The 26,365-nt window shown below is 57.8% G+C and carries 26 protein-coding genes and 1 riboswitch; of the genes, 14 read left to right on the forward strand and 12 right to left on the reverse strand.

Annotation, left to right across the window (positions count from 1 at the left end):
* Positions 1-61: 61 nt before the first annotated feature.
* The 3 genes from THALAR_RS14865 to THALAR_RS14875 all read right to left on the reverse strand — a co-directional run bounded on the left by THALAR_RS14865 (position 62) and on the right by THALAR_RS14875 (position 2,373).
* Positions 62-1,546, reverse strand: a complete 1,485-nt coding sequence (locus tag THALAR_RS14865) for a flagellin (protein ID WP_040818960.1) — start codon at positions 1,544-1,546, stop codon at positions 62-64.
* 199 nt (positions 1,547-1,745) lie between these two features.
* Positions 1,746-2,006 carry a hypothetical protein gene (locus THALAR_RS14870; protein ID WP_154666814.1) on the reverse strand — a complete coding sequence of 87 codons (261 nt, stop codon included), beginning with the start codon at positions 2,004-2,006 and terminating at the stop codon, positions 1,746-1,748.
* Positions 2,007-2,100: 94 nt separating this feature from the next.
* Positions 2,101-2,373 carry a rod-binding protein gene (locus THALAR_RS14875; protein WP_021102411.1) on the reverse strand — a complete coding sequence of 91 codons (273 nt, stop codon included), beginning with the start codon at positions 2,371-2,373 and terminating at the stop codon, positions 2,101-2,103.
* A 108-nt stretch (positions 2,374-2,481) separates the two neighbouring features.
* Between THALAR_RS14875 and THALAR_RS18185 the strand changes: the two genes are divergently transcribed.
* Both THALAR_RS18185 and THALAR_RS14885 read left to right on the forward strand, forming a co-directional pair.
* Complete coding sequence (locus THALAR_RS18185) at positions 2,482-3,801, forward strand: flagellar hook-length control protein FliK (RefSeq protein ID WP_021102412.1); 1,320 nt, start codon at positions 2,482-2,484, stop codon at positions 3,799-3,801.
* 10 nt (positions 3,802-3,811) lie between these two features.
* Positions 3,812-4,462, forward strand: a complete 651-nt coding sequence (locus tag THALAR_RS14885; RefSeq protein ID WP_021102414.1) for a flagellar hook capping FlgD N-terminal domain-containing protein — start codon at positions 3,812-3,814, stop codon at positions 4,460-4,462.
* On the opposite strand, the gene ubiB is transcribed toward THALAR_RS14885, so the two are convergent.
* Together ubiB and ubiE are read right to left on the reverse strand one after the other, a co-directional pair.
* The gene (ubiB, locus tag THALAR_RS14890; protein WP_040818967.1) at positions 4,454-5,986 is read right to left on the reverse strand and encodes a 2-polyprenylphenol 6-hydroxylase; all 1,533 of its coding nucleotides are present in this window, start codon (positions 5,984-5,986) and stop codon (positions 4,454-4,456) included. The genes THALAR_RS14885 and ubiB overlap by 9 nt on opposite strands.
* The gene (gene ubiE / locus THALAR_RS14895) at positions 5,987-6,739 is read right to left on the reverse strand and encodes a bifunctional demethylmenaquinone methyltransferase/2-methoxy-6-polyprenyl-1,4-benzoquinol methylase UbiE (protein ID WP_021102416.1); all 753 of its coding nucleotides are present in this window, start codon (positions 6,737-6,739) and stop codon (positions 5,987-5,989) included.
* An 87-nt stretch (positions 6,740-6,826) separates the two neighbouring features.
* Between ubiE and mutM the strand changes: the two genes are divergently transcribed.
* From mutM to gyrB, 9 genes are all read left to right on the forward strand, one after another.
* On the forward strand, positions 6,827-7,675 hold the full coding sequence (gene mutM / locus THALAR_RS14900) for a bifunctional DNA-formamidopyrimidine glycosylase/DNA-(apurinic or apyrimidinic site) lyase (protein WP_040818972.1): 849 nt from the start codon (positions 6,827-6,829) through the stop codon (positions 7,673-7,675).
* A 58-nt stretch (positions 7,676-7,733) separates the two neighbouring features.
* On the forward strand, positions 7,734-8,510 hold the full coding sequence (locus THALAR_RS14905; protein WP_021102418.1) for an enoyl-CoA hydratase: 777 nt from the start codon (positions 7,734-7,736) through the stop codon (positions 8,508-8,510).
* 86 nt (positions 8,511-8,596) lie between these two features.
* A complete protein-coding gene (gene rpsT / locus THALAR_RS14910) occupies positions 8,597-8,860 on the forward strand; it encodes a 30S ribosomal protein S20 (RefSeq protein WP_021102419.1) in 264 nt (87 codons plus the stop codon).
* A 209-nt stretch (positions 8,861-9,069) separates the two neighbouring features.
* Complete coding sequence (locus THALAR_RS14915) at positions 9,070-9,519, forward strand: rhodanese-like domain-containing protein (protein ID WP_021102420.1); 450 nt, start codon at positions 9,070-9,072, stop codon at positions 9,517-9,519.
* A gap of 18 nt (positions 9,520-9,537) precedes the next feature.
* Positions 9,538-10,914: a chromosomal replication initiator protein DnaA gene (gene dnaA / locus THALAR_RS14920; RefSeq protein ID WP_021102421.1), complete on the forward strand. Its 1,377-nt coding sequence runs from the start codon at positions 9,538-9,540 to the stop codon at positions 10,912-10,914.
* 108 nt (positions 10,915-11,022) lie between these two features.
* Positions 11,023-12,141, forward strand: a complete 1,119-nt coding sequence (gene dnaN, locus THALAR_RS14925; protein ID WP_021102422.1) for a DNA polymerase III subunit beta — start codon at positions 11,023-11,025, stop codon at positions 12,139-12,141.
* Positions 12,142-12,150: 9 nt separating this feature from the next.
* Positions 12,151-13,257 (forward strand): DNA replication/repair protein RecF, encoded by a 1,107-nt coding sequence (gene recF, locus THALAR_RS14930; protein WP_040818980.1) that lies wholly within the window; start codon positions 12,151-12,153, stop codon positions 13,255-13,257.
* Between the two features lie 49 nt (positions 13,258-13,306).
* On the forward strand, positions 13,307-13,927 hold the full coding sequence (locus THALAR_RS14935; RefSeq protein ID WP_021102424.1) for a LysE family translocator: 621 nt from the start codon (positions 13,307-13,309) through the stop codon (positions 13,925-13,927).
* A 126-nt stretch (positions 13,928-14,053) separates the two neighbouring features.
* Complete coding sequence (gyrB, locus tag THALAR_RS14940) at positions 14,054-16,468, forward strand: DNA topoisomerase (ATP-hydrolyzing) subunit B (RefSeq protein ID WP_021102425.1); 2,415 nt, start codon at positions 14,054-14,056, stop codon at positions 16,466-16,468.
* Between the two features lie 4 nt (positions 16,469-16,472).
* Here gyrB and THALAR_RS14945 read toward each other — a convergent pair whose 3' ends face one another.
* The 6 genes from THALAR_RS14945 to THALAR_RS14970 all read right to left on the reverse strand — a co-directional run bounded on the left by THALAR_RS14945 (position 16,473) and on the right by THALAR_RS14970 (position 22,751).
* A complete protein-coding gene (locus tag THALAR_RS14945) occupies positions 16,473-17,537 on the reverse strand; it encodes a flagellar basal body P-ring protein FlgI (RefSeq protein WP_407638179.1) in 1,065 nt (354 codons plus the stop codon).
* Positions 17,538-17,572: 35 nt separating this feature from the next.
* Complete coding sequence (locus THALAR_RS14950; RefSeq protein WP_021102427.1) at positions 17,573-18,583, reverse strand: flagellar hook-associated protein FlgL; 1,011 nt, start codon at positions 18,581-18,583, stop codon at positions 17,573-17,575.
* A 1-nt stretch (position 18,584) separates the two neighbouring features.
* A complete protein-coding gene (gene flgK / locus THALAR_RS14955; RefSeq protein ID WP_021102428.1) occupies positions 18,585-20,021 on the reverse strand; it encodes a flagellar hook-associated protein FlgK in 1,437 nt (478 codons plus the stop codon).
* A gap of 21 nt (positions 20,022-20,042) precedes the next feature.
* On the reverse strand, positions 20,043-21,350 hold the full coding sequence (locus THALAR_RS14960; protein ID WP_021102429.1) for a flagellar hook protein FlgE: 1,308 nt from the start codon (positions 21,348-21,350) through the stop codon (positions 20,043-20,045).
* 86 nt (positions 21,351-21,436) lie between these two features.
* Positions 21,437-22,252, reverse strand: coding sequence for a flagellar motor protein MotB (locus THALAR_RS14965; RefSeq protein ID WP_021102430.1), 816 nt, complete (start codon positions 22,250-22,252; stop codon positions 21,437-21,439).
* Positions 22,253-22,328: 76 nt separating this feature from the next.
* A complete protein-coding gene (locus THALAR_RS14970) occupies positions 22,329-22,751 on the reverse strand; it encodes an Lrp/AsnC family transcriptional regulator (RefSeq protein WP_021102431.1) in 423 nt (140 codons plus the stop codon).
* A 132-nt stretch (positions 22,752-22,883) separates the two neighbouring features.
* Between THALAR_RS14970 and rocF the strand changes: the two genes are divergently transcribed.
* The 3 genes from rocF (at position 22,884) to THALAR_RS14985 (ending at position 25,558) form a co-directional block, all read left to right on the forward strand.
* Positions 22,884-23,813, forward strand: coding sequence for an arginase (gene rocF / locus THALAR_RS14975; RefSeq protein ID WP_021102432.1), 930 nt, complete (start codon positions 22,884-22,886; stop codon positions 23,811-23,813).
* 1 nt (position 23,814) lies between these two features.
* Positions 23,815-24,861: an ornithine cyclodeaminase gene (locus tag THALAR_RS14980; protein WP_021102433.1), complete on the forward strand. Its 1,047-nt coding sequence runs from the start codon at positions 23,815-23,817 to the stop codon at positions 24,859-24,861.
* A gap of 44 nt (positions 24,862-24,905) precedes the next feature.
* Positions 24,906-25,052: riboswitch (FMN riboswitch) on the forward strand.
* Positions 25,053-25,123: 71 nt separating this feature from the next.
* The gene (locus tag THALAR_RS14985) at positions 25,124-25,558 is read left to right on the forward strand and encodes a 6,7-dimethyl-8-ribityllumazine synthase (protein ID WP_040819331.1); all 435 of its coding nucleotides are present in this window, start codon (positions 25,124-25,126) and stop codon (positions 25,556-25,558) included.
* On the opposite strand, the gene THALAR_RS14990 is transcribed toward THALAR_RS14985, so the two are convergent.
* On the reverse strand, positions 25,555-26,319 hold the full coding sequence (locus THALAR_RS14990) for an SDR family oxidoreductase (protein WP_021102435.1): 765 nt from the start codon (positions 26,317-26,319) through the stop codon (positions 25,555-25,557). The genes THALAR_RS14985 and THALAR_RS14990 overlap by 4 nt on opposite strands.
* Between the last annotated feature and the right edge of the window lie 46 nt (positions 26,320-26,365).

A 26,365-nucleotide genomic window follows, 5' to 3' on the forward strand; every position in this document is an offset into this window, starting at 1 on the left:
ATCATCCTATTGTGTGCAAGACTTGTGGGGCGCTACCATTGCGCCCCACAATTTGAACTGATTACCGGAAGAGCGAGAGGATGCTCTGGGGCGCTTGGTTCGCAATGGACAACGCTTGGACGCCTAGCTGTTGCTGAACCTGGAGCGCCTGTAGCCGAGCCGAGGCTTCCTCCATGTCCGCATCCACAAGCGTGCCAATGCCCGATTTCAAAGAATCGGTCAACTTGCCCACAAATTCTGACTGCGTCTCAATTCGACCTTGCGCAGAACCAAATTCCGCCGCAGCGTCAATCGAGTTCTGGATCAGAACCTCAATGTTGCCCAATGCGGCTTCAGCTCCGTGGTTCGTAGTAACATCGACATTCCCCAGTCCGAACAGCCCGCCAGACGCGACCCCGCCATCTTCTCCAACAGCCGTAAAGGACGTAATGGGTGTACCGGAGTTATTGTCAATCTTCAGAACCCGCTCGCCATTGTCATTCGTCGTCACGCGCGTCGAAACACCTTCCATACCGGCCGCATCGATCGCAGCCTTCAAGCCATTCGCGACATCTTCAAATGTCTCACCTTCTCCGGCGACATAAGTGGCCACATCAGAACCAACGGTGACCCGATATCCGTCTCCAGCATTTACTTGGGCAACCGCCGAGAAGGTCACATTCTCAGCACGTTCGGCGATGGTTGCTGTACCATCGGAAACGGATGACCCGGAGAACGAAAGATCAACAGCTTGAAACGCTCGGGTGGACGTCAGTTCAAGATCACTACCGTTGCGAGCCGCACTAATGCCTTCAAGTCCAAGTGCATTGATTGCCCCGGCAATTTGGTCAATCGCCAGCTCCTCAGTATCAGTCGGAGCGAATGTGCCGGCGGCAAAGTTAAGCGTCGAGCCTGCAACAGTAATCTGGAAGTCAGCAGCAGACATATCAGTGCTGTCCGTGAAGGTAATTGCTTCGGTATTTCCTGCGTTGGAAATTGTCCCCGCGGATGCTATTGCATTTGCTGCGAGGGATACGCCACCTCCGCCATAAGTACCTGCGCTATCCGACAAATCAGCGCGTGCGATCGAGATGCTGGAAGCACTCACCGAACCATCCCCAAGACGGTCCAGAGATGAAAGGATGTCGACTGCGTCCGTACCCTTCAGCATGTTCAAGCCGTTGAACTGAGCGGCTCCGACGACTGACTCGATTTGTGAGGTTAGTGCATCAATATCAGTTTGAATCTTCTCCCGATCGACGTTCTCTTCCTGAGCTGATACAACTTTCCCTTTGATTTGCGTAAGCAGGTCGGTCACGGTTTCTGCACCCTGACGCGCAACGGCGATGGTCGACTCCCCCAAAGAGAGGCTTTCCGAGATCGCCTTGAAACCTTTGACGTCAGATTCCATAACTTTGGATATCGCCCACAAAGCGGAATTGTCTTTTGCGGACGCAACCGACTTGCCGGTTGAAATTTCCGACTGTGTTTTGAGAAGATCAGAGTTGATGGACTTAAGCGTTTGCAGGGCGACCATCGCGCCGTTATTAGTTAGGATACTAGACATGATTTTTCCTCTTGTGTGGCGATTTTGACGCCAGGATTTCGTTACCTAAAGTAACACGAGAGATCTTTTGATACCTGCCCGTCATATTTTTCTGACGCGCGCCATCCCGGTTTTTCAGGATGCTTGTCCCTTTGAAAGCATCCACCCTAAGAATTTCCTAAAGACAAATGAGAAACATGCTCTGATTTTATAAAACTCTTCAGAAACGAGTTTCCTTGTCACTAGCAATCATGTGGCATCTTTGGCCGCCGGCAGTATACGTATGGAATACTTGGTCCGCATTATTCAGCGACGAAATTCGCTTCTGAGCGGATTTTATTCCGTCGATCGCCGCCTTGTGCAGAAGTGCAATCTCGTCACAAAGCCTCTGGATCTCTTGGACTTGACGAATACTCGGACGCTTGGCTCCCTCGTGCAAGGATACCAGTACTCGCTCTTTTTGTTTGGCAATATCAGACAAGCTGTCAAGCGCTCCTTTCCGAAGAGCGTCATGCTCTTGAATGAGTAGGGAAATCAAACGGCCTCCTGCCAAATTACTGCTAAACCCCACGGTACTAGTTCTTCGCGAGGCTTTTCATAAAATGCTCGGACAATCCAAGCCCGCCACTCTCTACAATCAAGCGAGCTTGTTCGTTTCTCAGGAACGATTGGAATTGCTCTTCACCGGCACCCCCACCGAAACTTCCTCCGGCCCCATCCAGCCCTGCAAGATCAAGCATTTTTGTCACAAATGCGATTTCCAGATTCTTTGAAGTTTCCTTGATGCGCGCATCATTTGACCTGTTGACCTCAGGGCCAACAGGCATTGCTTGGGATGAAATTTCCATATTGACCTCGTATGAATCTAATATCGCTTAGATAAAATCCCATTAGTAAAGATTGAGTAACCCGGTTGTGCAAAAGATAAAGACGAACAGAACAGAAAGAGCCTTATCGTGTTATCGGGAACTTCGCTTTCTACAGCAAACGTCAAAGCTGCAAATTACCCTCATTGCGACGTCTCCGAGGACCGCGTTCAAGATCCTCTGCTGTCCGGCATTGAATTTGGGCATGCGGTTACTGCGAGCAACCCAGATTTAACTCCAATGGGGTCAATGACCAATGGGCAGGTTCAAATTGGAGAGCAATCAGAGATTGTCTCTCAGAAGAGAGGCTTAATTATGCAGGAAGCGGCTGCCAACAGCGGGGCGGCAGTTAACACTGACGCACAGCCATATCAGCCCAGTGGACAGGTTGGTGCCAGTATTGTTTCCGAATTGCTCCACGAATCGATGTCGTCGCTGCAAAGTTCTATGACCTCTTCGCTTGTTCATAAGACTTCGGGGGTCCAATCCGGCGACACAGCGAAATCCCCAGTAAAACCAGAGAATAGTGCACCCGACTACGTCGCGGCGCTTCCAGTAGATGGTGCGAATGGGTTAACTAGCTCGCCCATCGAGCAGATCGCAGGAAAACTCGAGCCAGCTTCCCAAATCGCGCGAGAACCTTTTGGGGCGACAGCCCATAGTTCGATACCCCGGGAAGTGAGCTTGGGCACCACCAGTGGGGGGCACCTGTCGGATGGACCCGGCCCAACAATCATGGAGATCCTCGAATCATCCATTCGACGCAATTCACAACAGGATTCAGACCTGCGCAGGACTTCCACAAACAATCAGCACGAAAACCAGAATCTGTTTCCACCACCTGAAGTGCGCTCTTCCGTCACTGCGCGACCTGCGCCCGGCTCAGCGGTGTCATTTCCGTTGGCAGATGCCAGCATACCCGGCAGCGAAACCCAAATTCCGCTCCCCTCCGTTCCAGAAATTCAGCCCAAAACGCTACCACTCGCGAATGGCGCCCCCCGAACCGTTCCTGTCACGCAACTGCCCGACCATGTTGCTGCGCAAATTCGCACTGCAGTGAACGGTGAAAAATTTGGAAGCATTGAGATTCGCTTGGACCCCGAAGAACTGGGTCGTCTTCGCATCGTTCTTTCACCAAGAGAGAATGGAATGAATATCGCGATTTATACTGACGTCCAGGAAACGCTGGAGCTACTGCGCCGTCATTCTGGGATGTTGCAATCAGACTTTGAGAGCCTCGGCTACGAGCAGGCGAGCTTCACATTCCAGCAGGAACGGAAGAGCGATCAAGCTGCCCCTTTGCAAACTACCGACCTCAACGAATCAGAGCCGCAGTCTGACACGAGGGAACAACAGCACTCCGTGAAGCACCTCCAAGCCGGGCTCGCGCGCTTAGACCTCAAATTGTAAGGAAAACAATATGGAACCAGTGTCATCGCCGACGACCACAAATCCTGCCTCTTCGGGCAAGTCCTCGCAAAGCAATGTAATCAGTTCGGATTTCGAAACATTCTTGGTCATGTTGACTACACAGATGGAGAACCAAGACCCGCTGAACCCACTTGATTCGCAAGACTTCGCCACACAGCTCGCTACGTTTTCCGGTGTTGAACAGCAGGTAAAAACCAACGACCTTCTTGGCGCACTCAACGCCAAACTTTTGGTCTCAAGCATGGGTGACATGGCGAGTTGGGTGGGTATGGAAGCAAGAATGGCAGCACCTGCGTACTTTGACGGTGCCCCTGTCGAGATCGTTGCCAACCCACCGAATTTCGCACAAAGCGCCGAACTCATTGTGAAAAATGCCGACGGCAATGAGGTTCAGCGGCTTCCCGTGCCGGTATCCGACGCCCCATTTGATTGGGCAGGTGTCACAAGTAGCGGCCAACCATTCGCGCACGGATCTTACAGCTTCGAGGTCGCCGCCTATGCAAACGGGGAACTGATAGATTCACATGTCCCCGACATTTTCGCAAAAGTCACAGAGATTCGAACGGTGGATCGAGAGCCGGTAGTGGTAGTCGACGGGGGCGCAATCTACCAAGCCGCCCTCGTGACAGGGCTACGATAGGAGAGCCACTAAACCTGCCACACCCGCAGCCGCAACAGCACCCGCTACGAAACTGAACAAGTGATCTCGCCTGCGTGTGGGTTGCACAGGCGAGCTTACGCGGCCTTGCTGCGACAACGCCGTCTCGACCATATGGGGCAGCTTTGGTCCAAACCGGCCCAATACGCGAGCCGTGGCGACCAGATCACGCAACAGCGCGCGAGGTCCGACATTTTGTTTGATATAGTCTTCTACCACGGGTTGGGCGACCTGCCAGATATTGATCTGGGGGTACATTGTTCGGGCCACGCCCTCGACCACAACCATAGTTCGCTGTAGCAGGATAAGCTCGGTCCTTGTCTCCATGCCGAACCTCTCCGTCACCTCGAAAAGATACGCGAGTACCCGCCCCATGGACATTTGGCTCGCATTCATTCCGAAAATTGGCTCGCCGACCGCGCGTAAGGCTTGCGCGAATTCGTCCACGTCGCGATCCGCGGGGACATAACCGGCCTCGAAATGCACTTCGGCCACACGCCGGTAGTCTTTGCGAATGAAACCAATCAGGATTTCGGCATAGACCCGGCGCGTGTACTCGTCGATCCGGCCCATAATACCGAAGTCATAGGCGATAATGTCACCGGCAGCACTTACCTTGAGGTTGCCTTGGTGCATATCGGCGTGAAAGTACCCGTCATTCAGTGCCTGTCGCAAAAACAACTGCAATACCCTCTCGCCCAAGGCCTTTCGATCATGACCGGCTGCCCCGATCGCCTCGACCTCGCCAAACGCAATCCCTTCCGCCCATTCCATTGTCATCATCCGCTTCGCGGAGTGGAAGAAATGCGTTTGTGGGACGACAAACCCAGCGTCATCTGCGGTTTTTGCAGCGTATTCGCCGGCCGCAGCAGCCTCTAGGCGCAAATCCAACTCACCCTGCACCACGCCGTCGAAATGCTTTATGACCTCTGTCGGGCGCAGTCGTCGGGAAGAAGGTGAAACAAACTGAATGATTGAAGCGGCAAGGTAAAAGGCATCAATATCCTTACGAAATGCCTTCTCGATATTAGGGCGCAGCACCTTTACCGCGACCTCCTCGCCCGTGGTGCGGAGCCTGGCTTTGTGAACCTGCGCAATCGAAGCGGCGGCCACCGGCTCTGAGAATTCCGAAAAAACCGTGTCGACGGGAACACCAAGTTCGGTCTCAACCGTTGATCGTGCTTGTCGGGTAGAAAACGGCGGCAACTTGTCCTGTAGCACCCTGAGTTGCAGCGCAAGGTCATCACCGACGACATCGGGACGCGTGGACAGCACCTGCCCAAATTTGATGTACGCAGGCCCAAGCGCGGTCAGGGCACGCGTCGCGGGCGGCATGTTCGGATCACCTTTCAGGCCCAGCCACTTGAACGGCCAGCCAAGCACGCGTGCCACCAAACGCAATGATGGGGGCGCATCGAATGCATCCAGCACGAGGCTCATCGCGCCTGTACGCTCCAACGTCGCCCCGGTCCGAACAAGGCGCCAGATATTGTGTGGCCCACGCACCTAGATTTTCCAGCCTGAATGCAGTGCTGCGATGCCAAAGGTCATATTGCGGTACTTCACGTTCTCGAACCCGGCAGTTCGGATCATGGCTGCGAAGTTCTCCTGATCAGGAAACTTGCGAATCGACTCGACGAGATATTGGTAGCTTTCGCTGTCCCCAGCGATCACCTGACCCATTCTTGGGATCACATTGAAAGAATACAGGTCGTAGGCGCTCTGCATCATCGGATTCGGAAGCTGCGAGAACTCCAGGACCATCAAGCGCCCTCCCGGTCGAAGGACCCGATAAGCCTCGGACAGCGCGTCCGATATGCGCGTGACGTTCCTGATGCCGAAGCTGATTGCGTAGACGTCGAAGCTGTTATCCTCAAACGGCAAAGCCATGGCGTCACCGACCACCCAGTCCAAACTATCGGTCATCGCAGAAGCCTCGGCCCGCTTGCGACCCTCGATCAGCATCGATTCCGTCATGTCCAAAACGACTGCTTCGGCCTGTCCGGCGCGTTTGAGAAAACGAAAAGACACATCGCCGGTGCCCCCCGCCACATCCAGTAGCCGTTGACCAGACCGTGGTGCCAACCAGTCCATCATTGCGTCTTTCCAGATGCGGTGGACGCCGCCAGACATGACATCATTCATGATGTCGTACTTGGAGGCCACGTTGGTAAATACCCCGTGCACCAAGCCGGCTTTCTGGTCTTCAGGAACGTCGGTAAATCCGAAATGCGTGGTTTTCTGCGAATCTTCAGTCATCTGCTCTTGCGGTCCTTAAATTCTCACCCTTGTTATAGGCTTAGCTTCCTGGGTTACAATGCGACCCGAAGGACCAAGGGGAATTGTGTGCCGGAGCTTCCAGAGGTCGAAACCGTACGACGCGGCCTCCAACCAGTGATGGAGGGGCGAGTAGTTGCGCGGGTCAAGGTCAATCGGCCCGATTTGCGATGGCCCTTTCCTGACCGAATGGCGGATCGGATCACGGGCAGAACCGTGATGCTGCTGCGCCGCCGCTCGAAATACATCCTAGCGGATCTCGACAGCGGCGAGACGCTTATTATCCATCTCGGCATGTCTGGACGCATGCAAATAGATCACACCACACCGGGACAATTTCATCATTCCCCCCCAGTTGCGCAGAAACACGACCATGTCGTGTTTCACATGGAGGACGGCACCCGGATCGCCTTCAACGATGCTCGCAGGTTCGGGGCCATGGATCTGGTGCAGACAAGCGCGGTTGAGCAGCATTGGCTGATCGACAAGCTTGGACCGGAGCCTTTAGGAAACCAGTTCGACGAAAGCTATCTCATCGACGCGCTCAAGAAAAAAAGCTCACCGATCAAAAGCGCCCTCCTGGATCAGCGGGTGATTGCGGGGCTGGGAAACATCTACGTCTGTGAAGTGCTGTTTCGTACTGGAATTTCACCCAAGCGGAAAGCCTCGAATCTTAACGCATCCCGAATAGAATCACTTGTGCCCGCGATCAGAGACGTCCTGAACGAGGCAATAGAGTCAGGTGGGTCTTCGCTTCGAGATCATCGCCAGACCAACGGCGAGCTAGGCTACTTTCAGCACCAATTTGCAGTCTACGATCGGGAGGGCGAGGCCTGCCAGAACGAATGCGGAAGCAAGATATTCAGAATCGTTCAATCGGGCCGCTCCAGCTTTTACTGCCCGAAATGTCAAAGATGAATTGAACCTTCCTCCGAACATGGTACGTCTGGTGGCCTGTTACAAACGAGGCCCCATCATGGCATTCAAGACAATTATCGTTGAAAATGAAGATCATATAGCACTTATCAAACTGAATCGGCCCGACGCGCTGAATGCCTTGAATGCTACCCTATTGACCGAACTCTCTCAGGCTTTGGTGGAAGCAGATAAGAACAGCAAAGTACGTTGCATTGTACTAACCGGCTCCGAAAAGGCATTTGCCGCAGGTGCAGACATTACCGAAATGGCTGATAAGACCTTCGTTGACGCTTTCGGTGGCGATCTGTTCTCCGAGTTTCCAAATAAATTCTTGCGCGTGCGCAAGCCGATAATCGCGGCGGTCTCGGGCTACGCTTTGGGCGGCGGATGCGAGTTGGCCATGATGTGCGACATCATAATCGCCTCTGATACCGCCAAGTTTGGCCAGCCGGAAATCAACCTTGGCGTCATGGCGGGCCTTGGCGGCACGCAGCGGCTGACCCGCTTCGTTGGCAAGTCAAAGGCCATGGACATGAACCTCACCGGCCGCTTCATGGATGCGGAGGAAGCAGAGCGATCGGGTCTGGTGAGCCGCGTCGTCCCAGCCAAAAAGCTGATGAGCGAAGCGATGGCAACTGCCGCAAAAATCGCCGAGAAATCCGCGCTTGCTACCATGGCTGTGAAGGAATCCGTAAACCGCAGCTACGAGTCTTCGTTAAACGAGGGCTTGCTGTTCGAGCGCCGCGTGTTCCACTCCCTCTTCGCAACGGAAGACCAAGCCGAAGGCATGGCCGCCTTCATGGAAAAACGCGAACCTCAGTTCCGCGATAAATAACACCATTTAGGGCGTTGACTTGCCTGTGAGTCGGTCCTAGAAGCGCAGTCTCAGATTTACACACCGAACCATCGGGGTCCTTAAGTATGGCTAATTCGCCTCAAGCTAAAAAGCGCGCGCGTCAGACAGAGCGTCGCACCGAAGTGAACAAAGCGCGCCGCTCGCGCATTCGCACGTTCCTGCGCAACGTGGAAGAAGCTATCACCTCCGGTGATTCCTCCGCTGCGAAAGATGCACTCAAGTCCGCTCAGCCTGAGTTGATGCGCGGTGTATCAAAGGGCGTGATGCACAAAAACACGGCGGCACGCAAAATGTCACGACTGTCTTCGCGGGTCAAAGCTCTGGGCTAATCCTGAGCCGAGACTTCGACACTTGGTTTTAGAAACGCGCCTAACGGGCGCGTTTTTTTGTATTCAAAGGACTTAGCTGGCGTAGCTCAATCGCCACACAGAATCGGGTTTTGACTAACTTGTGAGTCAAGCGCGAAGATAAGTTGCGATGGCCCCCTCACAGTCGGTATCCATGTCGAGCGATTCACTTCGTCTCGGGGGGACATGGAATGAGCACGGACACCGGTCCGGCTGTGCAAGAGTTGCTGCCAACTCAAGCATGGAGCCTTTTGGAAAACGACCCAAACGCTGTGCTCATAGACGTCAGGACAAAGGCCGAATGGTCTTTTGTGGGAAAGCCTGACCTGTCGAGCCTTGATCGTTCGATCATCACGATCGAATGGGCAAGGTATCCAGATATGTCCGTTAATCCGCGGTTTGTTGAAGAATTGAACAATATTCTGGACGGCAGCATTCCGTCCAAAATCTTGTTCATTTGCAGGTCGGGCGTGCGCTCCATGAGCGCAGCCAAAGCGGTTCAGGCGTCTCTGGCTGGAGATACGCAGGGGCCGGACCTATTCAACGTAGCCGAGGGGTTCGAAGGCGATTTGGACGCAGAGAAACATCGGGGGGGTCTTTCCGGTTGGAAGGCCCATGGATTGCCATGGCGGCAATCATGATCTGCGGGACGGGTAAAAATGACGAACGACACTTGGGGCCAAGCACGTGAGACGCTGCAAACAACCATCGGAAAGAACAACTATCAAACGTGGATAGAGCCGCTGACCTTTGTTTCCTGCGAGGGCGGTGTTGCGGAATTTGGTGTACAAACCAGCTTTCAGGGCGACTGGGTTTCCCGCAACTTCGGTGACGAGATTCTGCGTCAGTTCGACAAGCTCGGTGAACCCGTTGACCGATTGAAGTTTTCCGTTCAGTCCAACCGACCAAGAATGGCCGCGGCCACGAAACCTTCCCCAACTCCAGAGAAATTTCTCAAGAAATCTGCCCAAATCACCAACGCGCCAGATGAAACTATTCTGGGTGCGCCTTTGGACAAGCGCTTCACATTCGACAGCTTCGTCGTCGGTAAACCGAACGAACTGGCCCACGCAGCGGCCCGCAGGGTCGCGGAAGGTGGGCCTGTCAGCTTCAACCCGTTATTTCTTTATGGCGGTGTCGGTCTTGGCAAGACCCATTTGATGCACGCTATCGCATGGGAGCTTCAAAGCCGCTCACCAGAACTGCGGGTCGTGTATCTATCCGCCGAACAATTCATGTATCGTTTCATCCAAGCCTTGCGCGACAAGCAAATGATGGATTTCAAAAGCCTTTTCCGCTCCGTCGATGTTCTGATGGTTGATGATGTCCAGTTCATCGCCGGAAAAGACAGCACACAGGACGAATTCTTCCACACCTTCAACGCGCTGATCGACCAGCAAAAGCAGATTATCATTTCTGCCGACCGTGCACCGGGTGAGATCGACGGCTTGGAGGAACGTATTCGCTCGCGCCTGCAATGGGGCCTGGTGGTTGACCTGCACCCGACTGATTACGAGTTGCGTTTGGGCATATTGCAACAAAAAGTCGAGCTCTACCGCTCGCAATATCAGGAGCTTAAGATCTCTGATGGCGTTCTTGAGTTCCTCGCCCACCGCATCTCCAACAACGTTCGCGTTCTTGAAGGCGCCCTGACCCGTCTGTTCGCCTTGGCGTCGCTGGTAGGTCGTGAAATCACGTTGGAGATGGCGCAAGAAAGCCTTGCCGATATTCTCCGCCAGTCTGATCGCAAGGTCACCATGGACGAAATCATGCGTAAGACCTGCGATTATTACAACGTGCGCATGTCCGATCTGCTGTCGCCCAAACGTTCCCGCAATATCGCGCGTCCACGTCAGATGGCCATGTGGCTGGCCAAACAGCTAACTCAACGCTCCTATCCCGAGATCGGCAAGCGTTTCGGAAACCGTGACCACACCACGGTGATACATGCTGTGCGCAAGATCGACGAACTGAAAGCCCAAGACAGTCAGGTAGCAGAAGATGCAGAAATGTTGCGTCGCATGCTGGAAGCCTAATTGGCTTGACGACCCCCCAAGAAAAGCGGACTTTTCAACAAAATGTTTGCATAAGCGGGCGGAGAGGATACCTTCTCCGCCCCAGCTATCTTCCAAAGAGGGACGGATATGAAAATCAGTGTGGAGCGTAGCGCCTTGCTCAAGGCGGTCAGCCAGGCCCAATCCGTGGTCGAGCGCCGCAACACCATCCCGATCCTCGCAAACGTCTTGATCGAGGCAGAAGGCAACGATGTCACCTTCCGCGCAACGGATCTCGACATTGAGGTGGTCGACAAGGCCCCTGCACAGGTCGAACGCGCTGGCGCGACCACAGTTTCTGCAACAACTTTGCATGAAATTGTCCGAAAACTCCCTGACGGGGCTTTGGTGTCCCTGACTGACGATGGCGCTTCTGGTCGGCTAACGGTTGAAGCCGGGCGCTCCAATTTTTCCTTGGCGACGCTGCCTAAAGAAGACTTCCCCGTCATGGCTTCGTCCGAATATCAATCGAACTTTTCCGCCCCTGCGCCGGTGCTGCGCCGGTTATTCGACAAGTCCAAGTTTGCAATTTCCACCGAAGAAACCCGCTATTACCTGAACGGCGTCTACATGCATGTGGCCGATGCGGACGGCGGCAAGGTGCTGCGCTGCGTGGCGACGGACGGTCACCGACTTGCCCGTATCGACGCCGATTTACCGGAAGGTGCCGCTGACATGCCCGGCGTAATTGTCCCGCGCAAAACCGTCGCGGAGATGCGCAAGCTGCTTGAAGATGATGACATGCAAATCGCCGTCTCAGTATCGGAAACCAAGGTGCGCTTTGCGACACCGGATATCACCCTGACATCCAAGGTCATCGACGGCACGTTCCCCGACTACACGCGAGTTATTCCGCAGGGCAACACGCGCAAGCTCGAAGTTGATGCGACTGAGTTTGCCAAAGCGGTTGACCGCGTGGCGACCGTGTCGTCGGAGCGCTCCCGTGCGGTCAAACTGTCACTGGATGCGGACAAGCTGATCCTTTCGGTCAACGCCCCTGATAGCGGCGCGGCGGAGGAAGAACTGGCCGTGGCTTATAGTGACGAGCGTTTGGAAATCGGCTTCAATGCGAAGTATCTGCTTGAAATCGCAGGACAAGTTGACCGCGAAAACGCCGTCTTCATGTTCAACTCAGCAGGCGATCCGACGTTGATGCGCGAAGGCAATGACCAGTCAGCGGTCTATGTCGTGATGCCAATGCGCGTTTAACGCGCGACGATGGCGGGGCTGCACCTCTCTGCGTTAACCCTATCTCATTTCAGGTCACACCGGCGGGTGGAGCTGGAACTTGACGCCCGACCGATCGCAATATTCGGTGCAAACGGTGCCGGGAAAACCAACATTTTAGAGGCGATTTCAATGCTTTCACCCGGTCGCGGGTTGCGTCGCGCGAAAGCCGACGAGATCGCCCGAACGCCGGAGGCAGTGGGTTGGAAGGTTTCTGGCGTGCTGCACAGCTTGACCCAAATCCATGAAGTCGAAACGCAGGCCGAGGCTGGCGGCAACCGCACAGTCAGCATTGACGGCAAAACCGCGCCTCAGGTCGCACTTGGCCGCGTTGCGCGCGTGGTCTGGTTGGTGCCCGCGATGGACCGCCTATGGCTCGAGGGGGCCGACGGGCGGCGACGGTTCCTTGACCGGATCACCCTGAGTTTCGAGCCGAAGCATGCCGAAGTTTCAGTCGCTTACGAGAAGGCAATGCGAGAGCGGAACCGACTGTTAAAAGACATGGTGCGCGACGCGATGTGGTATGGCGCGCTGGAGGCGCAGATGGCCGAGGCGGGGGCGCGGATCATTGCGAACAGGGCGACTGCGCTGGCCCGTCTGCAAAGCGCGATGGATGATGCGCGGACCTCTTTTCCAACGGCGGAACTGTCGATTGAGAACCCGCAAGACGCTGATTTTATTGACAGCGCGGATGCCTTGCTTGCCGCACTTCAAGCATCGCGCCAGACAGATTTACGGGCCGGACGCACCCTAACCGGGCCGCACCGCGCTGATATGAAGGCCATTTACAAGACCAAGAATATTGAGGCAAAACAATGTTCTACCGGCGAACAGAAGGCCTTGTTGCTGTCTCTGATCCTCGCAAATGCCCGTGCCCTGTCCGAAGATTTTGGCGCGGCCCCTATCATCTTGCTTGATGAAGTCGCCGCGCATTTGGACGCTGACCGGCGCGCCGCGCTTTATGACGAAATATGCGCTCTCAAAGCGCAAGCCTGGATGACCGGAACGGGTGCGGAGTTGTTCGCGGAGTTGGGCGACCGTGCGCAGCATTTCGAAGTCTCCGAAATCGACGGCACATCACGGGTGACACGGCTGTGAAAATGTACAACACGTACGCCACGCACATCGTTTTTCGCAGTTTGTACAAATGACCATCACGCCATTCGAGCTTCTCTTCTACGCAGGCGGGTTGCTGATCCTGTTTCTGACCCCCGGACCGGTTTGGGTGGCGCTGTTGGCGCGATCCATGTCGGGGGGCTTTCACGCGGCATGGCCGCTGGCGCTAGGCGTCGTCGTGGGCGATGTCATCTGGCCACTGGTGGCGGTTCTGGGCGTGTCTTGGATCGTCGATCAGGTCAGCTGGTTCATGGATGTGCTCAAATGGGTTGCGGTGCTCATGTTCATCGTCATGGGCGGCCTTCTGATCCGCAACGCTGATGCGGAGTTGTCCAAGGATAGCCGCCTGACCCGCCCGGGCATGTGGGCGGGGTTCATAGCCGGGCTAGTCGTCATCCTCGCGAACCCGAAAGCGGTGCTGTTCTACATGGGGGTTTTGCCGGGCTTCTTCGACCTGACACGCATCACGTGGGCCGATATCGCGGCGATCTGCTTTCTCAGCTTCATCGTGCCGCTGACCGGCAACCTGATCCTTGCCCTGTCGGTCGACCGCGTCAGGGGCCTTCTGAAAGCCCCCGGCGCAGTCGGCAGAATGAACACAATCGCGGGTTGGTTGCTGGTCGGCGTGGGTATCGTGATCGGCTTGACCTAGCCCGCCAGCACATGTCGAAACACGCCCCGCCGACGTCGCGGCGCGAGGCACAATATATTGCGCCATTTGCGTGACATTCCCCTGTAAAAGCCATATATTTTGCCTCAAATCAACGGGACAGAATTTATGGCCGACGAACAAGAACAAAAAGCTGACTACGGTGCCGATTCCATCAAAGTTCTCAAGGGCTTGGAGGCTGTGCGAAAGCGGCCCGGTATGTATATCGGGGATACCGATGACGGCTCCGGCCTGCACCACATGGTCTATGAGGTCGTGGACAACGGTATCGACGAAGCTTTGGCCGGTCACGCCGACGCGGTGAACGTGAAAATCCACGCCGACGGCTCGGTCTCGGTCAGCGACAACGGGCGCGGGATTCCGGTGGGCATCCACGAGGAAGAGGGCGTCTCGGCGGCCGAGGTCATCATGACCCAACTGCACGCGGGCGGTAAGTTCGACAGCAACTCCTACAAGGTGTCGGGCGGCCTGCACGGCGTCGGCGTGTCTGTGGTGAACGCGCTGTCCGACTGGCTGGAGCTGCGCATCTGGCGCGAGGGCAAGGAACATATCGCACGCTTTGAGGGCGGCTTCACGGTCAAGCATCTGGAAGTCGTCGGACCGACCGATCGCACGGGGACCGAAGTGCGCTTCATGGCGTCGACCGAGACGTTTTCGAACCGCGACTATGTGTTCGAGACGCTGGAAAAGCGCCTGCGCGAACTGGCGTTCCTGAATTCCGGCGTGCGGATCATTCTGGAAGACGAGCGCCCCGCCGAAGCCCTGCGAACTGAGCTGTTCTATGAGGGCGGCGTTAAGGAATTCGTGAAGTATCTGGACCGCTCCAAAAGCTCTATCATGTCGGAGCCGATCTATGTCGTTGGCGAAAAAGACGATATCGGCGTGGAAGTCGCGATGTGGTGGAACGACAGCTACAACGAGATGGTGCTGCCGTTTACCAACAACATCCCGCAACGCGATGGCGGCACGCATATGGCGGGCTTTCGTGGTGCGCTGACGCGGACGATCAACGCCTATGCACAGTCGAGCGGGATCGCCAAGAAAGAGAAGATTTCCTTTACCGGTGACGACGCCCGCGAGGGGCTGACCTGCGTTTTGTCGGTGAAAGTGCCGGACCCGAAATTCTCGTCACAGACCAAGGACAAGCTGGTGTCGTCCGAAGTGCGTCCCGCCGTCGAAGGGCTGATGAACGAAAAGCTGGCCGAATGGTTCGAGGAAAATCCGAACGAGGCGCGGATCATCGTATCCAAGATCGTAGAAGCCGCGCAGGCCCGTGAAGCGGCCCGCAAGGCGCGGGAATTGACCCGCCGCAAGAACCCGATGGACATGAATTTCCTGTCCTCGAAGCTGAAGGATTGCTCCAACAAGGACCCGTCCAAGACGGAGATTTTCTTGGTGGAGGGGGACTCCGCCGGTGGGTCCGCCCAGACGGGACGGGACCGCCAGACTCAGGCGATCCTGCCGCTGAAAGGCAAGATCCTGAACGTGGAGCGGGCGCGGTTCGACCGAATGCTGGGCAGTCAGGAAATCGGCAATATGGTCATGGCGCTTGGCACGGGCATCGGGCGCGACGAGTTCGACATCTCCAAGCTGCGCTACCACAAGATCGTCATCATGACGGACGCGGACGTGGACGGCGCGCATATCCGGACGCTGCTTTTGACGTTCTTCTACCGGCAGATGCCTGAGTTGATTGAGCAAGGGCACCTGTATATCGCGCAACCGCCTTTGTATAAGGTCTCGCGCGGCAGGTCTGAAGTTTATCTGAAAGATCAGGCCTCTATGGAGGATTATCTGATCGAGCAGGGCGTCGAAGGTGCGGTGCTGAAGCTGGCCTCGGGTGAGGAAATCGTCGGGCAGGACTTGCGGCGCGTCATTGAGGAAGCCCGCACGGTGCGCCGCATCCTGCAAGCGTTCCCGACCCATTATCCGCAGCATATTCTGGAGCAATCCGCCATTGCCGGTGCCTTCGAGGCCGGACAGGTGGACCGTGATTTGCAAGGCGTCGCCAATACCGTGGCGGCGCGGCTGGACCTGATTGCGCTGGAATACGAGAAGGGCTGGCAAGGCCGCCCGACGCAGGACAAGGGCATTCGCCTGTGGCGCGTGCTGCGCGGCGTGGACGAGGTGCGGGTGCTGGATGGTGGCGTGCTACGCTCCGGCGAGGCGCTGCGTTTGGGGCAGTTGACGGGCAATCTTCAGGAAACCTATGGCAAGCCCGCGAAGCTGATCCGCAAAGACCGCGAGCAGCCGGTATTTGGGCCGATCGACCTGCTGCAATCCATTCTGCAAGAAGGTGAAAAGGGCCTGTCACTGCAACGCTACAAGGGACTGGGCGAAATGAACCCTGACCAGCTTTGGGAAACCACGCTGGACCCTGATGCGCGCACGCTGTTGCAGGTGAAGGTCGATGACGTGGCCGAGGCCGACGACATCTTCACCAAGCTGATGGGCGACGTGGTGGAGCCGCGGCGCGACTTTATCCAGACCAACGCGCTGAGTGTCGAAAATCTCGACGTCTGAACCCCTACTGAACGATGAATTCTGCATGCAAGGCCCCTGCGGCCTTGATGCTTTTCAGGATATCAATCATGTCCATCGGCGAGACCCCCAGCGCGTTGAGGCCTGACACCACATCTTTCAACGTCGTACCCGGTGCCAGTTCCGCGAGGCCGGTTCCGGGCTCTTCGTTGATCGCAGCGGTCGTACGGGGAACAACGACAGTTTCCCCTTCACTGAACGGGTTGGGCTGAACCACCATCGGCCCCTCCTCGATGGTGAGTGTCAGGTTTCCCTGCGCAACTGCAACGCGGGAGATGCGGACGTTTTCATCCATGACGATGGTGCCGGAGCGCTGGTCGACGACCACTCTTGCGCGTCTTTCCGGCTCCACGATGATGTTCTCGATCCGGCTGAGCACATGAGCCGGAGAGCGCAGGCCGGTGGCGTCAATATCCAGTTCCACCGTGCCGCCGTCCAGCATCAACGCCACGCGGCGGTTCAAAGCCGCGTTGATCGCACGTTCGATCTTTTCTGCGGTAGAGAAATCGGGCGTGCGGAGCGCCAGACGGATGCTTGTCATATCTGCAAACTCGAATTCGACCTCGCGTTCAACCCGACCGCCGGACGGCACGATGCCTGCGGTCGGCACACCATGAACGACACGGGCTGCGTCGCCCTCAGCAGCTATTCCCCCGGCGATTACAGTGCCTTGTGCCACCACATATACATCGCCATCGGCAGCGTTCAGGGGCGTCATGATCAGGGTTCCGCCCAGCAGGCTTTTCGCGTCGCCGATGGCGGAGACCGTCACGTCGACTTTGCTGCCCGCGCGACTGAACGCCGGAAGCGACGACGTGACCAGAACAGCCGCGATATTCTTGGGGCGAAATTGCTCGCCGCCGACATTTACGCCCAGTCGCTCCAGAATGTTCACCATCATTTCCTCGGTGAACGGCGAATTCCTGAGGCCATCGCCTGTGCCGTTCAGCCCCACGACCAGCCCGTAACCGACCAAATCGTTGCCACGCACACCGTCGAATTCTACCAGATCCTTGAGTCGGACGCTGGAGGCTGCGACGACGCCTGGCATGATCGCCAGCGTCAGGACAAGGAGTGCCGCGCGGATCATCGCAGGTAGTCCGAAAGGCGCAATTGCGACGTACGGGCAGTCAGCACATAGAGCGTTTCGATCTGGTGCTGGACGGCCTCCAGCGCGCTGGCGGTCTCATATGGGTCGGCGGAGGTAATCTTGGAAATCGCCCCGTCGAGCAATCCGCGCTCCACGCGGCCCGCGACATCTGCTTCTGACAGCAACTGTTCGGTCACGCCGGTATCGCGCCGCATGCTGATCAGGGCTTGCTCCGACGCGATCAAGCCCTCACCCACACTGGACAGGACCGCGCGCTTTTCCATGTCGGACATAGGGAGCGTGCCTTCAGACACGACCGCGGCGATGGCCAAATCCCTGAGCATGGACCGTATTGCGCCGTCGTCGGCCTTGACCGGCAGCCCGATTGTATGAGCCTCGGAAATTGCTACGCCTGACTGTGCTTGCGCCGCACCGTTATACGCGAGCGTATCGAACCCACCGCCGCTGTCGTCGAACCAACTGTTCACTTGAGTGACAAAATCCGAAGCGTCCGTCGCTGTCATCGCGATATTGCGTATGTGCGTCAGCAACTCTGCCCCGTCGGGCAGCGGTTTGCGGTCCGATGCTACGCCGGAAAACAGATACTGCCCCGACACCTGGGCATTGAGGTAGGAGACGACCTGATTGAACCTTTCCGGTGCATTGGCAAGCTTTGCGTCAAGTACGCCGGGTTGCTCCAACGAGGCTGCGCCGATCAGGTCCGTGCCGAAGGTGGCAACTGTGTCTTGCATCGCACCAAGGCTGGTCTGCACCCCGGTCACGCGTAGGCTCAGCGCATCGCGGCCTAGTGCAAACCCGTCGAGGCGCTTCACCGAGCGCTCCAGTGCGGCGAGCGGGCCGAAATCCCCACGCACATAATCGCTGACATTTTCGCGTCGGCCGGTCGTCAATTCGGTGGTTAGCGTGGACAGCGAGGTCTTCAACCCCGCTCCTTGCCGGCGTAGCATCATGTTTTGGCCCAGATCGCTTAGGCTGCCATAGTTCATATTATATCCTCAGCAGTGATTGCAGCATTTCGTCGACGGCCTGAATGACCTTGGCATTGGCGGCGAAGTTTCTTTCGATGAGCAGCAGCTTTTGCATCTCCTGATCAGTATTGACGCCGCCTGCGCGCTCAACATCTTGGAACGCCTGGACTTTCGCGGCGGCATAGCTTTGGCGTTGGCTCGCAAGCTGCCGCTCCTGCCCAATCTGAGATGTGAAGTCTGCCATCAAGGCGGAACTGGACCCCCCGTTTGAGAAGGCCCCGCTTACCGGCAGCCCTGCGTCCGAAAAGGCCCGCTCATAGGCACCGAGAAGTGTGCCGTCGGAGGCAGGGCCAGGCGTTGCGGCATTTATACCGTCGCGCAGTCGCCAAACCGCGCCGCCAGACGACGGCCTGACCGCGTCGTTAATGGCAAGGCGCGACGCCAGCCCCGCCTCCAGAGCCGGGTCAAGCGATACGCCGCGGTCGGTGAAAAGCCCGACCTGACCAGGGGCCGGCGAGCTATCTGCGGCTGCCGAGCGTTCCATAAGATCGCGCGACAATGCGTCGAGATTGGCCTGAAGCTGTGGTATGTCGTCGTCGCGCAGCGTGAAGGACGCAGCCAGTGAACCGCCCGCGATTGCGTCGAACGGCGTGCCGCTGACACTGGACGCCCCGTCGATTTCCAGCCCGCTGAGTGCGCCACTTGCAAGGCTCATGTCCGGCGTAATGGTGCCTGTTGGGCTGAACCTGAACTGGGCCGCCTGATAGTCGACCAGCGTCGTACCGTTCGGAGTGACAAGCGCAACCTGCCCGTAGCTTCTGGTAACCGTCTGAACCGGGACGACTGCACTGACACTGTCGATCAGCACCTGCCGCTGATCCATAAGCCCCGACGGGTCGCCGCCAGAATTGACCTGCTGGTGGATTTCCTTGTTCAGTCGCGCCACATCCTGCAAGGCAGAATTCAACTGGTTGACCTGCGAGCCGATAGCGCGATCTGCCGTTTCGCGGTCCGACTGCAGGCCATCCGATATCTGGTTTATCTTGCCCGCCAAACCGACAGCCGCGTCCAGAACCGCAGTCAGGCGCGACGCATTGGATGGATCGGCACTGGCCGTGATCAGACTTTGGTCGAACCGGTCCATAAAGGCTGTTAACGACGACGCGCTGTCCGGTGTGCCCACCGCCTGCTCGACCCGTGTGAAAAAGCTGGCGCGTGCGTCCTGAAACCCCTGTTCGGCCTGCGACAAACGCCGGTCAGCGATTGCAGCCTGACTTACCACGCGCTCCACGCCGTTGATCTGCACGCCGCCGACGGTCGCCGACCCTAGGGACAGATCCCTGCGGCCATAGCCTTCGGTCATGGCATTGGCGACGTTGGCAGATACAAGTTCTGCGGCGCGGGACACCGCGTTTATACCGGAGATTGCGTTGGAAAGGGACGCGGACATGCTCATGATGGGGGTCCTTGGTCTGGATTAGCGTTTGATATTGGTGGTTTCCTGCAACATCTCGTCCACTGTCTGGATGACCTTTGCGTTGGAGGAGTAGGCCCGCTGGGTCTGGATCAGCGCGGTCAACTCGCCCGCGACATCGGTGGTGGACTCCTCCAGCGCGTAGCCGAGAACCTCTCCTGTCGGACCATCTCCCGCATCCCACAGGAAGAAAGAGCCGCTTTCGCTGGAAGGCGCGTAGGTCTGGTTGTCCATTGCCGTCAACCCGTTCGGGTTGGCCAAATCGACCAGAGGTATCTGGTAGATTGTCCGGGTGATCCCGATGTCGAAGGTTGCTTGCACATACCCGTTAGCGTCGACATTGACGGAGGTCATGTTGCCGACAGGAGAGCCGTCCTTGGTGATCTGCGTCGGGGCAAAACTGTCGGACAACTGGGTTACGCCTACGCCGGAGCCAAGTTCACCGATGGTGATGTCGAGCGGGCCGCCGTCGAGAGTTACTTCAAAGCTGCCTGTCGCCGGATCATAGTCCCCGCCTTCCACTGACGTGCGGGTCACAGACGCCAATGTACCGCCCTGACCGCGAGTGTCGTCGAAGACCATGGTATATTGTCCGACCAACGCGCCGCCGCTGGCGGAATCGCGCAGCTCCATCGTCCATTCGTTAGACGCGCCGGACGCCGGAACGACGGGTGTATAGGTGACCATCAAGTTCTGAGACGTCCCGAGATTGTCGAAATACTCCACCGACAATTCCAGACTTTCGCCGCTGGCACCGGCCTCGCTTTCGGTCGCAGGCAGGTTGACGCCAAGACCCATGCGCGTTGTCGGCTCACCTGCATATTGGTTTACGTTGATTTGGACTGGGCGCAGCCCGTCGGCCGTATCGCGCGGGAAAGTGGGCACGGTGCCGTCCGCATCGGCGGGCCAGCCCATCAAAACCATGCCGCTGTCAGTGGTCAGGTAACCCTGAGAATCGGTACGAAACGAACCTGTCGTTGCCAGCCGGAACGGAAGGTCACCCGACTGCGCATTGACGGCGGATTCCGTTGTGATGGGAAGAAAGCCCCGTCCACGAACCGCAAGATCGGTCGAGTTCGTGGTCGTCAGGAGCGAGCCCGCCTGATCTATCAGCCGCTGCGAAGTCACACGGACACCACCGGCAGAATAGCTGCCGCGCCCGTTCGAGACTACCATGGAGTGGAACTCGGTTTCCGCGCGCTTGTAGCCGTTTGTGCCGGAATTGGCGATGTTGTCCGAGATCGTCGACAGGCGACTTGCGTTGGCGGCAAGACCGGCCACGCCGGCATTCAGGGAAGATGAAATCGTCATAATGCGCCTTTCTGAAGCATAGAACTTGAAGGCGACTATGCGCACGGTGCCTTAACATCGCGCTAACAGGTACAATTGAACCTAGTTTACTGCCGGGCCCGCAAAAGGGTGACTTCCAGCCGGTTGTTGCGCGGCGCCATGGGATCGTCGAGCAAGGGCGTGCTCTGACCATAGCCCGTCAACCGCTCGAAGCGCGCCGGATCGAAACCGTGGATATCCATCAGGTCGCGCATCAAATGCGCGCGCGTCGTCGTTTCATCCCAAGCGGGATTTTCTGCCAGAACCGATGGGTATGCCCGGGAGTGGCTAGAGATGGAAACACGGTTGGCCGCAATCTGAAAAACCTCGACCAGCATTTTAGATATCTCGCGCAGGATCTGCGTCGGACGACCGGTCTCGGGCTCGAATAGGGGGGCGCCGTCCAGATCGAAAATCTCGACCACCAGACCTTCGTCGGTAACATCAGTGATAATGTGTTCCAGTGCCATTTCCTTGATCAGGCTTTCGCCGCCTTTTCCCATGATGCCTGTTGCAAGTTTTGTGAGCTCGGCTCGCTCCTCCTCGCCCAGTGCGCCTTGCGGGCTGTTGGCGGAGGTCGGAGTATCCGGCAGGCCACCTTGCCCCGATTGCGGCAAACGGCTTTGTATCAGCAGAGAATCACCGCCGAAGGCACCGTTCCCGCCACCCGACACCCGCGCCACCGCGATTGTCGGAGCGAAATAGTCCGCCAGGCCCTTGCGCTGCTTTTCGGTAGTGGCATTCAACAGCCACATGAGCATGAAAAACGCCATCATCGCGGTCACGAAGTCAGCGTAAGCAACCTTCCACGCGCCGCCGTGATGCCCGCCACTGACGATCACCTTCTTGCGCTTTATGATGATGGGTCGGGCGTTGTCGCTCATCTCGGTCCTCGCAGAATCGTGGGACAAGATAAGCAGGGGCGACTGAAACCCCGGTTAACAGATACAATTTTCGGGACTATCCCCGCGCGCGGTCAAGTAGCAGGGAGGTTTCACTGCCAGTCACACCGGAGACTTCGCGGACCTGCCGCAAGACGCGGTCGAAATCGGGAAGGCTTACGGTTTCGATCCGCGCGACCAGATCCCAAACACCATTTGTCGTATGCAGATCCACAATCTCTGGCATCCGCCGAAGCTGTCTGACGACCGACGCCGTTTGCGCGCCTTTAACCTCAACCATCATCACGGCATGGATCAGATCATCCAGGCCAACCTGCCCCAACTCGATCGTGAAGCGCCGGATTGTTCCATCCCGCCGCATCCGGTCCAGCCGGGTCTGAACGGTCATCCGGGACACGCCAAGCTGCCCCGCCAAAGTGGTGATCGAGGCGCGGCCATCCTGCTTGAGAAGTGCAATCAGCTGCTGGTCAGTATCGTCCATCTCGCTATCAACCTACCAATATGATTAACGCACTATGTATATTGTAAATTAATATCATCAATTTTGCCATAGTGATTGTCGCAAATGTCAATCGTACCACCTATCCTGAAACCAACATCACAGGAGAGATCAATGACCTCGAAGACATGCACACTCGTCGGCGCGCCCGTCCAGTCCGGCGCAAGTCAGCCCGGCTGTATCATGGGTCCGGATGCGTTTCGCACGGCCCGGCTGGCAGAAACCCTGGGTGAGCTTGGCCACAGCGTCAGCGATACAGGCAATGTCAGCGCGACCGACTTGCCGGATGTGAGCCACTCTAACGGGGCGATCCATGATCTGGCGCAGACAGTGGCGTGGGCGAAGGCACTGGAAAGCGCAGCGTTCGAGGCGGCGCAAAGTTCCGACATGCCGATCTTTCTGGGCGGCGATCACAGCCTGTCCATCGGCACCGTGCCAGGCATCGCGCGACATTGGGCAACGAAAGACCGCCCGTTATTTGTCCTGTGGCTGGACGCGCACCCCGACTTCCACACGCTGGAGACCACCTCCAGCGGCAACCTTCACGGTACGCCGGTTGCCTATTTCAGCGGGCTGCCGGGCTTCGAGGTTTATCCGCCGCTGGCAGCGCCCGTCGATCCGGCAAACCTGTGTATGCTCGGCATCCGCTCGGTCGATCCGGCAGAAAACGCCGCGCTGGCGGAACGTGAGGTGGATGTGAGCGACATGCGTGCGATTGACGAGCATGGCATCGCCGCCCCACTACGCGCGTTCCTTGAGCGGGTGCGCGAAGCGAACGGTGCGCTACACGTCTCGCTCGACGTGGACTTTCTGGAGCCATCCATCGCCCCCGCCGTCGGCACCACGGTGCCCGGCGGTGCCACGTTCCGCGAGGCGCATCTGGTGATGGAAATGCTGTGTGACAGCGGCCTCGTGACCTCGCTCGATATGGTAGAGCTGAACCCGTTTCTGGACGAGCGCGGCCGCACCGCCAGTCTGATGGTCGACCTGTGCGCAAGCCTGATGGGCCGCAAGGTTCTCGACCGCCCAACCCGGAGATTCTGATATGACGACGCCATCCAAACTTGCCCTCGTCCCGTTCGTGTCGGTCGACAACATGATGAAGCTGGTCAACGCGATCGGCCCCGCCAAGATGATCGCCGAGATCGCGGAGTATATCGAGGCCGACTTCAAACGCTGGGAGAAGTTCGACAAGACCCCCCGCGTCGCCGCGCACTCGGACGAAGGCGTGATAGAGTTGATGCCAACCTCCGACGGGGAAAGCTATGGCTTCAAATACGTCAACGGCCACCCCGCCAATATGGCGCGGGGGTTCCAGACGGTAACGGCGTTCGGCGTGCTGGCGCGGGTGGATAACGGCTATCCGGTGCTGCTGTCGGAAATGACGATACTGACGGCGCTGCGCACCGCGGCGACCTCAGCCTTGGTGGCGAAATATCTGGCCCCTGAAGGCTCCAAGACCATGGCGATGATCGGCAATGGCGCACAATGCGAGTTTCAGGCGCTGGCGTTCCAGACGGTGTTGGGGATCGACACGGTGCGGCTCTATGACATCGACCGCGACGCAACCGAAAAGGCGGCGCGGAACCTTGCCTCGACGGGGCTGACAATCGTCAAATGCACCTCGCCCGAAGAGGCGGTGACCGGCGCGCAGATCATCACAACCTGCACCGCTGACAAGCAATACGCAACGATCCTGACCGACAACATGGTCGGCAGCGGGGTCCACATCAACGCCATCGGCGGCGACTGCCCCGGCAAGACGGAGTTGCACCGCGATATCCTGCTGCGCTCCGACATCTTCGTGGAATATCCGCCGCAGACACGGGTGGAGGGCGAGATACAGCAGCTTGCCCCCGACCACGCGGTTACCGAAATGTGGCGCGTGATGACGGGTCAGGCGCAAGGGCGGCGCGACGCCCGCCAGATCACGCTGTTCGACAGTGTTGGCTTTGCGACCGAGGATTTCTCGGCCCTGCGCTATATCCGCGACCAATTGAAGGACCACGATACGTATGTCGAGCTGGACATGCTCGCCGACCCCGACGACCCGCGCGACTTGTTCGGCATGGTCGCACGGGCGGCCGGTTAGGGCGCATTTGGGCTTGCTCCGCCCGGGATCCTTCGCCATCTTGCCCCTGTTCTCAGGGCGGGGCGGAATTCCCCACCGGCGGTAAGCGGATCACTCCGTAAGCCCGCGAGCGCCTTCGCGTTAGTGAAGGGTCAGCAGATCAGGTGCAACTCCTGAGCCGACGGTCATAGTCCGGATGAAAGAGAACGAGCGGTTTGTCCCTTGGGGCAGAGCGCCCGTGATCGCCTTGGGTGACGTGTCTGTTGCAAAAGGAGAGATCACCATGACACCCACCCGATACGCGTTCGTCAAAGCCAACTGGCACTCGGAGATTGTCTCCCGCGCCTTGGACGGTTTCTGCGAATTGATCCCACAAGCGCAGGTGGACGTGTTCAACGTCCCCGGCGCGTTTGAAATGCCGCTCTTGGCCCGCGATCTGGCGGCGTCCGGACGCTACGGTGCCGTGGCCTGCGCCGCGCTAGTCGTGGATGGCGGCATCTACCGCCACGACTTCGTGGCCCAATCGGTCGTTGACGGGTTGATGCGGGCCGGCATGGATACCGGCGTGCCGGTCCTGTCAGTGTCCCTGACCCCGCACCATTTTCAGGAGACCGAGCACCACATGGCCATCTACCGCGACCACTTCGTCACCAAAGGCCGCGAGGCGGCGCAAGCCGCGCTTATGATCGGCAAAACGCGTGCGGCGCTGGCGGCTTAGGCCAGCTTTTGCGTGTCCCCGCAGACCGAGATCGCCTGCCCGGAAATTGTCCGCCCCCGCGTTGAAGCAAGGAACAGGCACTGGTCCGCGATTTGCTGCGGGGTGACATAATCCTTGATCGACACATGCGAAAACGCCTCTGCCTCGGTGGCCTCATAGGTCTGGCCAAGCCGTTGGGCCTTGGCCTCCAGCACGCGGCGCTGGCGGTCGCCTGCGACCAATCCCGGCAGGATCGCGTTGGCGCGGATGCCGTGGGGGCCAAGCTCCAGCGCCAGTGATTTTGTGAAGCCGATCACACCCCATTTGGCGGCAGCGTAGGGACTTCGCAGCGCAAAGCCGACACGCCCCGCCAGCGAAGACAGGTTGATGATCGAGCCATTGGCGCTGGCTTTCAATGCCTCCACCGCGCAGCGCGTCGTGTTGAATTGTGAGGTCAGGCAGACGGTCAGCGTGTCGTCCCAGCCATCCGGTGGGATGTCCTCCACCGCGCCCGTCGGCCCCGCAATCCCTGCGTTGTTCACAAGGCAGTCCAGCCCGCCCATGTCGCTGATCGCATTCGCCATGAACCGGCTCACCGCGTCGCGGTCGGAGACGTCGACTTGCGCAGTGGTCATGCCCTTAACCGTGGCCAAAGCCTCCGCATCAATGTCGCACACCGTCACCACTGCACCTTCGTCGCGGAAGCCTTCCGAAATGGCACGGCCAATCCCACTGGCCCCCGCGGTGACGATCACGCGGTGACCTCTCAAACCCAAATCCATAGTGACCCCTTCCCTGAATCCCGATCCTCAGACAGTATCAGCGAAA

The sequence above is a fragment of the Litoreibacter arenae DSM 19593 genome (assembly GCF_000442275.2).
Lineage (GTDB): Bacteria > Pseudomonadota > Alphaproteobacteria > Rhodobacterales > Rhodobacteraceae > Litoreibacter > Litoreibacter arenae.